The organism is Agrobacterium tumefaciens (genome assembly GCF_013318015.2).
Lineage (GTDB): Bacteria > Pseudomonadota > Alphaproteobacteria > Rhizobiales > Rhizobiaceae > Agrobacterium > Agrobacterium tumefaciens.
Genome location: NZ_CP115842.1, coordinates 759,584 through 771,667, shown reverse-complemented (window position 1 = coordinate 771,667; position 12,084 = coordinate 759,584). Strand labels below are relative to the sequence as shown.

Here is a 12,084-nt window from a genome sequence, read left to right as displayed (position 1 = left end):
CTCAGAGGTTGGCGAAAACCCCTCGACCTGATCGCTAGATGGAGAAAGAGTATGAGTTTCGCCCGGGTACTTCTCAGTGCGTTTCTGTCGCTCATGTGGCTTTCCTGTGCCGAGGCCGGGACGATCGCCAAGCCGCAAGGCAAGCCGATATTGACCATCTCCGGAAACATCACCAACACCAATGCCGATGGCGCTGCGGTATTCGATCGCGACATGCTGGAGGGATTGGGCATGGTGACGGTGGAGACCACGACGCCCTGGCACGATGGCCGCGTTCGTTTTGACGGCGTGTCACTGGCAAAGTTGATGGATCTCGTCGGCGCAAAAGGCACCAGCGTAACGGCAGTTGCACTCAACGATTATGTGAGCACCATACCGGTTGAGGATTTTAAGAAATTTAACGTTATCCTCGCGATCAAGCTGGATGGCAACTACATGACAGTTCGCGAAAAGGGTCCGCTGTTTGTCATCTATCCCTATGATAGCGACCCGGAATTGCAGAAGCAGACCTATTATTCGCGGTCCGCATGGCAAGTTGCCAAATTGATAGTGGAATAAAGGTGCCGTTTGCGAAAACTTGTGGCGGTGATCATCTGTTGCTTCGTCCTGGCAACGGGCTATATCGCTTTCGTCATTGCCGAGCGTCAGACCGCTCTGCAGAAATTTGCCCGCTATAACGATTCGTGGGCGGTCAGTCAGACCGTGGCGGAGTATCTCCGCCTTCAGAACAAATTGGCCGTTTTTGCGCTCAGTCCCGGTGTCATCGACCGGGACGAATTGCAGCTGCGCATGGACATCATGCTAAGCCGCCTGGAGCTCTTGAAGCAGGGTAACCTCGGCGCTTTCATCAATGAAAAACAGCAATGGCGGGATCTCGTAACCCGCCTTGACGCGGTTCTGGCCCGCCTGGAACAGCAGATGAACACCCTGGAGCCAAGGGATGTTCCGGATCTGCTCTCCGAGATGAGCTCGCTCGATGCGCCGATGACGACGCTGGCTTCGTCGTCGGTCGCCTATGACGTCAATCTGATCGATACGGCCCATGAGGACGTGCGCAAGCTGCATATCGTCTACACCGCGCTTGCGGGCGGATTGATCCTGTGCGGCATCGCGCTGGTGATATTGCTGCTTCGTCAGAACGATCTGTTGAACCGCGCGCAGAAAAGCATGCGCGGGCTGACGGACGACCTGCGCGCCGCCACGCTTGAATTGCAGGCCAAGAATGTCCGGCTTGAGCATGATGCCTATCATGATGCGTTGACGGGCCTTCCGAACCGCTCGCTGTTCCGGCAGGAACTTATCGAGCGGTTGCGCCGCTCTTTCGGCGGCAATGGAACGACGGCCATTCTTCTGCTTGATCTCGATGGGTTCAAGGACGTCAACGACACGCTTGGCCACGATTCGGGCGACGCCTTGCTTCAGGCCGTGGCACAGCGCCTTTCGGGGATCGGCGGTGATTACGACATGGTTTGCCGCCTTGGCGGCGATGAATTCGCTGTCGTGTCCGATGATCTCAATGAGGACACGGCGCGCCGTCTCGCCTCCAAGCTTATCGAGCAGATCAGCCGGACCTACCAGCTCGGCGAGCAGGAGGTGAAAATCGGCACCTGCATCGGTATCGCCATATCGCATGGTACCGTCGATGCGGATGAATTGTTCAAGCGCGCGGATCTGGCGCTCTATGAAGCCAAGGCCATCGGCCCTGGCCGGGCGAGTGTTTTCAAGGTCCGCATGCAAAAGCAGCTGACCGAAAAGAAATCCTTCGAGGCCGATCTGCAGACTGCGCTGCAGAACGACGAGATGGAGGTCTATTACCAGCCGCAGGTGGCGACGCAGACCCGCAAGCTTTGTGGCTTCGAGGCACTTTTGCGCTGGAAACATCCAGTGCGCGGCGATGTTCCGCCCAGCGTGTTCATTCCCGTTGCGGAACGAACCGGCCTTATCCATTCGCTCGGAAAATGGGTGATGGAGACTGCCTGCCGCGAGGCGATGCGATGGGATGAGGACATGAAGGTGGCGGTCAATCTCTCGCCGGTTCAGTTCCACAGTACCAACCTCATTCAGAACGTGATGGGTGCCCTTGATAAAAGCGGGCTGGAGCCGAGCCGGCTCGAGCTTGAGATCACCGAATCGATCCTGCTGAACAAGAGCGACCAGACGATCAACACGCTAACGCGGCTAAAGGCCGTCGGCATCCAGATCGCCATGGACGATTTCGGCACCGGTTACTCCTCGCTTGCGAATTTGCGCGGCGTGCCGTTCGACAAGATCAAGATCGACCGGTCATTCCTGCGCGATATCACCAGCGACCGCGACGCGCTGGCGATCGTCGAATTCGTGGTCGGCGTCGGGCGCAGCCTTCGAATGACCACCATCGCCGAAGGCATCGAGACGGAGGAGCAATATGAGCTGGTCAAACGTCTGGGATGCGATCTGGTACAGGGCTATCTGATCAGCCGGCCGTTGCCGGCCAAGGAGCTGGTGGCCTGGAGTTCCGTTTGAACGGGTTTGCTTTCGAACAGGGCAAGCCATGTTAAATTTCAGTGGGATACATCGTTGACGGCGAAAACCAATACCGGTTGTCGCACCGATACTGTAGAGCATTCGCGGTCTATGCGGGATCGTTCTGTTGACGAGACCGGGTTTTGAGAAAGGGCTTGGGAAATATGGAAATTCTGGATGTGCATGGAGTAGCCCTGCCTCTTTCTTCCGATGAGGTATCGCCCGTCATATGGCAGGCGCTGACCGACGGCAGCTATGAGGCGAAAGAGGCCCGCAGCGTCCTGAAAGCCATCAAGCCCGGCGACCGCGTATTGGAACTGGGGTCCGGCATCGGCATCATAACCTCGATCATTGCCGGTATTCAGGATGTTTCCGTTTGGGCATTCGAGGCCAATCCGTCCACAGCGGCACTGGCGGAACGGGTGATCAAGGCAAATTGCCGTGGCAATGTCGTGTTTTCCCAAGGACTTCTCACGGCCGACGAGCCGCGTACCTATCCCTTCTATGTCCGCAAGGATCTCTGGATGTCGTCCATGGACGAAAATCAGGGTCCTTATGAAAGGCGCATCGAAATCTCGTCCGAGAATATCGATGCGTTTGTCGCCAGCCGGGGCATCACGGCGCTCGTGATGGATATCGAGGGCGCGGAACGCGATCTGCTCGGCAATGCCGAGCTTGCTGGCGTGGAGCGGATATTCGTCGAGCTGCACGATCACCTTTATGGCCTCGAAGGTGTTCGCGACATCATGCAGGCACTGACCGCCAAGGGATACGCCTATGATCCACGCGGTTCACGCGGCCCTTGCGTGTTGTTTTCCAAGGACGACAGCCCGAGGGAATACGATCCCGACGTGGATTGAGAGTTCGAGCAACTTCGCGAGTTTCGTTTCCGGCGGTGTGCAGTCGCGACCGCGCCCGTGCGCCGTTGATTACAATTTAAAACGCAACTTATCCGGTTGGTTATTTCAATCCGTTTGCGTCTTCTGTCGCAACTTTTCGGTCGCGGTGCCGTTTAGCGCCGGTAACGGGGCATAAGACAGCGGGCGGCACGGCCATTATTACCAGATCAGCAATTCATTCAGAATTATTGTTGCAATTGTTGCGGATGTTTTCCTGCGTCATCATCCCTCCATCAAACCGGCGCACAACATAGATCGCACCGGAAGATGCCAACGCAACCGAAGGAGAAACGATCATGGGCTTTGTTAAGACGACAGATGGAACAGACATCTTCTACAAGGACTGGGGCCCGAAGGATGCTCAGCCCATCGTGTTTCACCACGGCTGGCCACTCAGCTCCGACGACTGGGATGGACAGATGCTGTTTTTCCTCTCGAAAGGATATCGTGTCGTCGCCCATGATCGCCGTGGTCACGGCCGCTCCGCGCAGGTTTCCGAAGGTCACGATATGGACCATTATGCCGCAGACGCCTTTGCGGTTGCAGAAGCGCTGGACCTGAAAAATGCCGTGCATATCGGTCATTCCACCGGCGGTGGCGAAGTGGCGCGTTATGTTGCCAGACACGGTGAACCCGCAGGCCGCGTCGCGAAGGCCGTTCTGGTTTCCGCCGTGCCGCCGCTGATGCTCAAGACCGAGGCCAACCCCGAGGGCCTGCCGATGGAGGTTTTTGACGGCTTCCGTTCAGCACTTGCCGCAAACCGCGCGCAGTTCTTCCGCGATGTGCCCTCCGGCCCGTTCTACGGCTTCAACCGCGATGGAGCGACCGTTCAGGAAGGCGTGATCCAGAACTGGTGGCGGCAGGGTATGATGGGCAGTGCCAAGGCGCATTACGATGGCATCAAGGCATTCTCGGAAACCGACCAGACCGAAGACCTGAAGGCCATCAGCGTGCCTACACTCGTGCTGCACGGTGAAGATGACCAGATCGTGCCGATTGCGGACTCTGCGCTGAAATCGGTGAAGCTCCTGAAAAACGGTACGCTGAAGACCTATCCCGGCTTCTCGCACGGCATGCTGACCATCAATGCAGACGTGCTCAACGCCGATCTTCTGGCCTTCATCAAGGCTTGATCCTTTTGCAAAACGGAATGCGGCTGGATACCCGGCCGCATTTTGTCGTCTTGCGTCAAGCCAGACGGGCCTGCCATTCGCTGTGATAGGCGGGAAGCCCTGCAATGGCATCGGGAGCGAAATGACGCTCGCGACCGGCAAGTGGTTTGATACCGGTGAGGAGTGCTGCCCCGGCACTGGTGCCTGTGGAACCGCTGACGGCGATGACCTCAGTTTCGGCAAAACCTGCCAGCGCCTTGAGATAAAGCGCATTGCTGGCGAATGGCCCTTCGACCAGTATCGGGCCTTTCCGCCCGATGAGCGATAGGCTGAACTCCGTCATCAGGGCGAGATAAAGCGCCGCTGCCGCGTGCCGTTCCGCAACAGTGGCATTGTCGTCGGCAATCCAGCGCGCTGTTTTGCCGGGGAAGGGGCCGGAACCGCTGACGACGCTGGGCAACAGCATCATGCCTCTTGTGAGCACGCCGCCGAGAGCGGCTTCGGTTTCTTCGCCCGGAGCAGGCCCGAATTGGTGCGTCAGCATTTCATATTCCCTGCCGCCCATGAAGCGGGAGGAGGGAACGGGACGCCCGAGGGCATCGACATTCAAAAGCGTATCACGGGCGGGATCCAGCGCCTCTGCCGTACCGCCGATGGCGAAATTCACCACCCAGGTGCCGGTGGAGACGACCGAAAAATCACCCTGCCGCCGCAGCAGATGCGGCAGGAGCGAGGCGTTGGAATCATGGATGCCGCAATAGACCGATATATCCCCCGAAAGCCCGGTTTCCAGCGCCACCGATTCGCGGACTGGCCCGAGTACATCGAAGGCGGAGCGCACCGGCGCCATCAATTGCGCAATGCCCAAGCGCTCGACCAGCGATGAAAACGCCTTCAGCCGCGGATTCCACAAATCCGTATGGCAACCGAGCGAGGTCGTCTCGGTGGCCTGAACGCCGGTCAGCCGCCCCGCCCAATATTGCGCGTAGGTGACGATGCTGCGCACCCCAGCGAATTCCTGCGGAAAGGCGGTTTTCTGGAAATGGATTTGTGCGCCAAGGTTCAATCCGGCTGGAAGCGAGGGCGAGCCGGTTTCAGCAAAATCTGGCCTGATGCGGAGATAGGCTTCCGCAACGCTTGCGGGGTAGCTGTGCTCGTAATCCAGCACAGGCATGGCAAGATCGCCGTTTTCGTCAAGAAGTGCGGCAGACGCGCCATGGGTCGTGATGGAAATCGCGTCGAAACCCGGCTCTTCCGCGAACCGCCGCAGAGAGGCGAGAATGAAGCTCCAGAGCATCTCCACATCGTAATGCGGATAAATGCCGTCACGAAGGACAGGGTTGGAACGTCTGTCACCGGTTATCTCTTCGCCGCTTCGGGTGTCGATGACAACGACCTTGGCATTGGTCTTGCCTATATCGATGACCGCGACGCGGCGTGGCTTTGTCATGTCATTCATGGCAGTTGGAACACTGTCACAAGGTCAGTCGCGACAGGCGAACTATCGGGGTTGCTTTCCATGATGTCAGCCATATGCGCCCACCATTTCTTCATCACGGGATGCTCGGGCAAAGCTGCCATACCGTGGTTCTTCGGGCGGGTCAGCACGCCGAACAGGATGTCGGTTTCCGGGTCGAGGTGGATTGAATAGTCGCTCACACCCGCTTCGTGCAGTAGAGCAACCAGTTCCGGCCATATCTCGTCGTGGCGCCGTCTATATTCGGCTTGCTTGCCGGCGAAGAGTTTCATCTTGAAAGCGTGTTTTTCTAATTCCGGCATGGCTTAGCCTCTGATGGCGCGAAGGCGGCGCACAACGATGGGTATGGCGATGGTGATGATCAAAAGCAGGCCGACGAAGATCGACATGACGATGCCAGGCACGTTCAGAAGACCGAGGCCGAAGGTGACGAGGCCCATGACGAAGGCAGCGATGACGACACCTGCAATGGTGCCGGAGCCGCCGAGAATGGACACGCCGCCGAGCACCACCATGGTCACGACTTCAAGCTCCCAGCCTTGAGCAATCGAGGGGCGGGTGGAACCGAGCCGCGAGGTGAGGCAGATGGCGGCGATGCCGCTCATCAGGCCGGTCAAAAGGAAGAGGATGAATTTCACCCGCTCGACGGGGATACCGGAAAAACGGGCGGCAAACGGATTGTTGCCGATCACGTAGACCTGCCGGCCGAAATTGGTGGCGTGCAGCAGAATGGCGAAGATGACGGCCATGGCGAGGAACAGCACGAATTCGAAGGAGATGACCGAGTATACGTAACCCTGACCGAAATAGGCGAAATCCGCCGGATATTTGCCATAGGCCTGGTCACCCAGCACCATATAGGAAATACCGCGAAACAGGCTCATCGTGCCGATGGTGACGACGATGGATGGCAGTTTGAGGCCAGCGACGAGAAAGCCGTTGAACGCCCCACAGAGTAGCCCGGTTCCGATGCCGATGGCGACGAGTCCCGGCGTGCCAACACCCATCTGCACCGCCGCACCCATTGCGGTGGAGGCGAGAGCGATGACGGCGGCGACTGAGAGATCAATCTCGCCAGCGATGATCAGAAGCGCCATCGCAAAGGCGATGATCGCCTTTTCGGTGAAGTTGAACGTCGCGTCGGACAGGTTCCAGGCATTGAGGAAATAGGGCGAGGCAAACGAATTGGCGATGAAGATGAGGATCGCGACGCCGAGCAGCAGCACTTCCCAGCTTGCCAGGAGACGGCGCAACGGCGTGCCGAGCTTGTCTGGAATGATACGTGGCTTCTGCGCCGGTTGAGAATTCGTACTCATGCTGCGGCCTCCTTGGCCTGATCGCTTGCCGCCCGGTCGCGCAGGATGATGCGCCCTTTTCGAGCTTCGGCGCGGGCGTTGAAGACGACGGCGAGCACGATAACCACGCCGGAAATCGCCATTTGCGCGAAGGGAGAAATGCCGATGACGGGCAGGGCGTTCTTAATGACGCCGAGAAACAGTGCGCCGAGCACAGCGCCTGCCACCGAGCCAATGCCGCCGGCAATGGAGATGCCGCCAATCACATTTGCCGCAACGCTATCGAGTTCGAAACCGGCGGCGATATCCACATAGGCAACGGCATAACGCGATACCCAGAGATAGCTTGCAAGTCCTGCCAGTGCACCCGACAGAACGAAAGCCAGAAAGCGCGTGCGGCCGACATCGATGCCGGCATAGACCGCAGCGCCCGGATTACCGCCGGAAGCGTAGGCGGAGCGGCCGAAAGAGGTCCGGCTGAGCACCAGCCAGGCACCGGCGATGATGAGGATGGCGACCCAAGATAAAACCGGCATGCCGAGGATCATGGTGCGCGGCACGTTGAGAAAAGTCGGCGAAAGCTGGTGCGCATTCACCCAGCCGCCGCCCGACAGCACGAAGGCCATGCCGCGATAGATGGTGAGCGTGCCGAGCGTGACGACGATGGGCGGAATGCCGAGCCACCAGACGAGAATGCCGTTGATCGATCCCAGAAACGCACCGATGCCGACCGCCATGGCGATGAGAAGCGGCAGTGGAATTCCCGGGAAGGCGGCATTGGTCATCGCCACTGCCATGCCGGTGAAGGCGAGGTTGGCGGCAACCGAAAGATCGATGGATTTGGTGAGAATGACCGCCATCTGGCCAAGCGCCAGGATGATGAGGATGGAGGTATCGTTGAAGATATTGACGAGATTGGCCAGCTTACCGAAACCGGGCGCGCGCAGCGCAAAGCCTGCGATCATGATGACGATGATGCCCGCCAGCAGCCATTCGCGATTTTTGAGAAAACGTTGCATGGTTTTGCCCCTCTCAGGCGTTGCCGGTGGCGGCGCGCACCAGCTTTTCCGGAGAAAAATCGGCGCGTTCGAACTGACCTGCCATCAGGCCTTCGCGCATGACGATGGCGCGGTCGGACATGCCGAGAATTTCGGGAAGTTCGGATGAAATCATGATGATGGAGAGACCTTCGGCTGCAAGCTCGCTGATGAAGCCGTGCACGGCGGCCTTGGAGCCGATATCGATGCCCTTGGTGGGTTCATCGAGAATAATGACTTTCGGCTGCGTGGCGAGCCATTTGCCGATCACCACCTTCTGCTGGTTGCCGCCGGAAAGCGTGCCGACGGGCACGGACAGGGCGGCGGCGCGCAGGTCGAGGCGGGAGGCATATTTGCGCGCCAGAGCAAATTCGTTTGCTGCGGCGAGAAAGCCCTTGCGAGAGGTGCGGGCAAGAGAGGGCAGCGACATGTTCTGGTAGATCGGCATGTCCAGCGCCAGCCCATGCCGTCCACGCTCTTCCGGCACATAAACGATGCCGGCGCGGATCGCATCCTCCGGCGAACGGATGACGAGCGGTTGGCCGTTGAGGGTAATCTGTCCTGAGGCTGGGCGGGTGATGCCGAAAAGCGACTGGCACAGTTCCGACCGCCCGGCGCCGATCAGCCCATAAAGGCCAAGAATTTCGCCTTTGCGCAGATCGAGAGAAATATCGCGAAATTCCGTCTGGTGTGAATAATTTTGGACCGAAAGAACCGTCGGGCCGAGCGCGACCGCCTGCTTGGGAAAGGCGTTCGTGACGTCGCGGCCAACCATCAGGCGCACGATCTCATCCTGCGGGGTGGCGGCGAGATTACCCGCGCCGACCATCTTTCCGTCCCGGAATACGGCGTAATTTTCAGCGATTTCATATACTTCATCGAACTTGTGGCTGATGAACAGGATGGCCTTGCCCTGCCGCTTCAGGTTTTCAACGATGCGGAACAGATCATCGATTTCCTTGCGGGAAAGGGCGGCTGTCGGTTCGTCCATGATGACGATGCGTGCCTCGACGGAAAGCGCTCTGGCGATTGCCACGAGGTGGCGCTGCGCGATGGAAAGGTCCTTCAGCCGAATGGACGGATCGATGGTGCTTTCGAGCTGTTCAAGCAGGACCCCGGCGCGCGCATTGATGGTCTTCCAGTCAATGAGGCCGAAACGGCCTTTGGGCGCATGACCGAGGAAGATGTTTTCTCCCACGGAAAGCTCGTCGAACAGCACGGTTTCCTGATGAATGGCGGTCACGCCGGCATCGATGGCATCCTGTGCGCCGTGAAAGGTGACGGGCCGGCCATCGAGAAGGATTTCCCCTTCATTCGGGCGGTAGATTCCGGTGAGAATTTTGACGAGCGTGGATTTTCCAGCACCGTTCTCGCCGATCAGCGCCGTGACCTTGCCGGGATAAAGCGCGATATCGACGCCATCCAGCGCCTTCACGCCGGGGAATATCTGGCTGATGCCGCGCATTTCCAGAATGGGCGTCGCGCTGTAAGTCTCGGTAACGTCTAAGATTTTGGTTTCAGCACGCATCATTCCGTCTTACCGGTTGGTTTTGAGTGAAGCGGCGAGAGGCACCCCCCTCTGCCCTGCCGGGCATCTCCCCCACAAGGGGGGAGATCGGCAAGCGGATACACCCTGCCTATGGAACGAGCGGGTGCGGCATATCGATCTCCCCCCTTCAGGGGGAGATGTCCGGCAGGACAAAGGGGGTTAGCCTTCGCACTGCCGGAAATTATTCAGATCAGAAAATCTTCGAGAACTGATCGATGTTCTTGGCGTCATAAATGAAGGGATCGGCCATGGCCGCTTCGCTATTTTCGCCAACCTTGATCTTGCCCATGCGGCCGGCTTCGATTTCCGAGCCCGGTTTGCCGTCTGCTTCACCCTTCACAAGGCGGTAGGCAATCTGGGTGGCGGAATAACCGAGGTCGATCGGGTTCCAGATGGCGAATTCCTTGGTTGCGCCTGATTTGATGGCGCCAGCCATCTCCGAGGGCAGGCCAAGGCCCGTCACAAAGACCTTGCCGATCTTGCCCGCATCCTTCACGGCCTGAGAGGCCGCAAGAACGCCAACCGTCGTCGGTGCGACGATGACCTTTACATCAGGATGGGAGGAAAGCAGGCCCTGTGCTTCGCGGTAGCTCTTGTCGGCAAGGTCGTCACCATAAACGGTGGTAACGAGGTTGAGGCCGGGGAAGTCCTTCAACTGCTTCTTCATCTCATCGATCCAGATATTCTGGTTCGTGGAGGTGGTGGTAGCAGAAAGGATGGCGAAATCGCCCTTGCCGCCTTCCAGGTGCGATGCGGCAAGCTGCAGGCACATCTTGCCGATCAGCGCGTTGGACGAGGGGTTGAGCTGCAAAATGCGGCCTTCAGGTGCCACGCCGGAATCCCAGGAGATGACCTTGATGCCACGCTGCGCCGCCTTTTTCAGCGCCGGAACTACGGCGTCCGGGTCATTGGCGGAAATAGCGATGGCATCCACGCCCTGCGCGATCAGCGAATTGATGACCTCGATCTGGCCTTCCGCGGTGGTGCTGGTCGGGCCCGTATAGATGATCTCGACGCCACCGAGGTCTTTTGCCGCCTCCTGCGCGCCCTTGTTGGCGGCTTCGAAAAAGCCGTTGCCAAGTGATTTGACCACCAGCGCGATCTTCACATCGGCTGCCTGGGCAACGCCGCCAAGACCCGCGACGGAGAGCGCCGCGCTAAGTGCCAGGACGCTCGTCAATGTTCTGCGTGTAAGTTTCATGTTCCTTTTCCTCCCGTTTTTGAACCTGTTCCTCTTTTCGGTGCTTCCTCAAGCGACCGAAGAGGAATCCTCCTCATCAGGCGGGTTGGCTATCTTGCCATCCCCCGCTGCGCCGGCGATCAGCAATTCGACGCCGGCATTTTCAACCATCCGCGCCGCCTCATCCGAAATCCCGTCATCGGTGATGATGGTCGAGACGTTTTCGAGTGGGCATAAAATCAGGCTGGATCGTTTTTTGAATTTCGAGGAATCGACCATCACGATCAGCTCTTCCGCCTGCCGCATCAGCTTCTGCTCGCTCTGGATCACCAGCGCGTCCGATTCCATGATGCCGAGTGCGCCTATGCCCTGCGCGCCGAGAAAAATTCGTCTTGCGTAAAAATTGCGGATGGCATCGTTTTCGAAGGGCGACAGGATAAGGCTTTGATCGCGATAGATTGCGCCACCCGGCACGCTGACATTGCATTTGGAATGTTTGACCAGATGCTCCGCAATCGCGAAGGAATTGGTCATCACCTGCAGCCGTCGCGCCGCCATGTAGTGCACCATCTGGAATGTAGTCGTGCCGCCATTTAAGATGATCGCATCACCCTCATTACAGAGATCAACCGCCTTGCGCGCAATTGCGCGTTTCTTGTCGATGTTGACCGATTCGGACACGCGGAACGGTCGCGCGGCCAGATTACCCAACTGCGGTGGATGCACCGCTTCGGCACCGCCACGCACGCGTCGCAACTTTCCCTGAACATGCAGGGACGCGATATCCCGGCGGATCGTTGCTTCCGACGCATCCGTCAGTTCGGCAATATCCTGCACCGTCACGACAGCTTTTTCCTGTGTGGCGCTCAAGATGATGCGATGGCGTTCGCGTTCGTGCATGTGGTCCTCCTGATTGTGATTATTCGCAATCTCTTTACGTTGTCAATCAAGAACGATCAAATTAATCAATATCGCGCTGCAACATGAAAATTTATGATCGTTTTTGATTGACATTTCGCTTTTGTATGCGCGA

11 protein-coding genes are annotated in these 12,084 nt (G+C 58.3%); 4 read left to right on the top strand and 7 right to left on the bottom strand.

Translation table 11 applies throughout. The features are described 5' to 3' along the window. Positions 1 to 51: 51 nt before the first annotated feature. From G6L97_RS16975 to G6L97_RS16960, 4 genes are all read left to right on the top strand, one after another. Entirely contained in the window at positions 52 to 558 is a 507-nt protein-coding gene (locus G6L97_RS16975) for a molybdopterin-dependent oxidoreductase (protein WP_003511212.1), read from the top strand. A 21-nt stretch (positions 559 to 579) separates the two neighbouring features. Continuing rightward, on the top strand, positions 580 to 2,502 hold the full coding sequence (locus tag G6L97_RS16970) for a putative bifunctional diguanylate cyclase/phosphodiesterase (protein WP_236742517.1): 1,923 nt from the start codon (positions 580 to 582) through the stop codon (positions 2,500 to 2,502). 164 nt (positions 2,503 to 2,666) lie between these two features. Then, a complete protein-coding gene (locus tag G6L97_RS16965) occupies positions 2,667 to 3,362 on the top strand; it encodes an FkbM family methyltransferase (RefSeq protein WP_003511210.1) in 696 nt (231 codons plus the stop codon). Positions 3,363 to 3,697: 335 nt separating this feature from the next. Continuing rightward, on the top strand, positions 3,698 to 4,534 hold the full coding sequence (locus G6L97_RS16960; RefSeq protein WP_065659631.1) for an alpha/beta fold hydrolase: 837 nt from the start codon (positions 3,698 to 3,700) through the stop codon (positions 4,532 to 4,534). Between the two features lie 55 nt (positions 4,535 to 4,589). Here G6L97_RS16960 and G6L97_RS16955 read toward each other — a convergent pair whose 3' ends face one another. The 7 genes from G6L97_RS16955 to G6L97_RS16925 all read right to left on the bottom strand — a co-directional run bounded on the left by G6L97_RS16955 (position 4,590) and on the right by G6L97_RS16925 (position 11,951). After that, positions 4,590 to 5,972, bottom strand: a complete 1,383-nt coding sequence (locus tag G6L97_RS16955; RefSeq protein WP_065704331.1) for an FGGY-family carbohydrate kinase — start codon at positions 5,970 to 5,972, stop codon at positions 4,590 to 4,592. Further along, the gene (gene rhaM, locus G6L97_RS16950) at positions 5,969 to 6,292 is read right to left on the bottom strand and encodes an L-rhamnose mutarotase (protein ID WP_065704329.1); all 324 of its coding nucleotides are present in this window, start codon (positions 6,290 to 6,292) and stop codon (positions 5,969 to 5,971) included. The genes G6L97_RS16955 and rhaM overlap by 4 nt, the downstream gene beginning before the upstream one ends. A 3-nt stretch (positions 6,293 to 6,295) precedes the next feature. Continuing rightward, entirely contained in the window at positions 6,296 to 7,306 is a 1,011-nt protein-coding gene (locus G6L97_RS16945; RefSeq protein ID WP_065704328.1) for an ABC transporter permease, read from the bottom strand. Beyond that, complete coding sequence (locus tag G6L97_RS16940) at positions 7,303 to 8,304, bottom strand: ABC transporter permease (RefSeq protein WP_065704326.1); 1,002 nt, start codon at positions 8,302 to 8,304, stop codon at positions 7,303 to 7,305. The genes G6L97_RS16945 and G6L97_RS16940 overlap by 4 nt, the downstream gene beginning before the upstream one ends. Positions 8,305 to 8,317: 13 nt before the next feature. Further along, positions 8,318 to 9,853: a sugar ABC transporter ATP-binding protein gene (locus G6L97_RS16935; RefSeq protein WP_065704323.1), complete on the bottom strand. Its 1,536-nt coding sequence runs from the start codon at positions 9,851 to 9,853 to the stop codon at positions 8,318 to 8,320. A 208-nt stretch (positions 9,854 to 10,061) separates the two neighbouring features. Then, positions 10,062 to 11,072, bottom strand: coding sequence for a rhamnose ABC transporter substrate-binding protein (gene rhaS / locus G6L97_RS16930; protein WP_003511200.1), 1,011 nt, complete (start codon positions 11,070 to 11,072; stop codon positions 10,062 to 10,064). Positions 11,073 to 11,120: 48 nt separating this feature from the next. After that, entirely contained in the window at positions 11,121 to 11,951 is an 831-nt protein-coding gene (locus G6L97_RS16925; RefSeq protein ID WP_065704321.1) for a DeoR/GlpR family DNA-binding transcription regulator, read from the bottom strand. Positions 11,952 to 12,084: the final 133 nt, after the last annotated feature.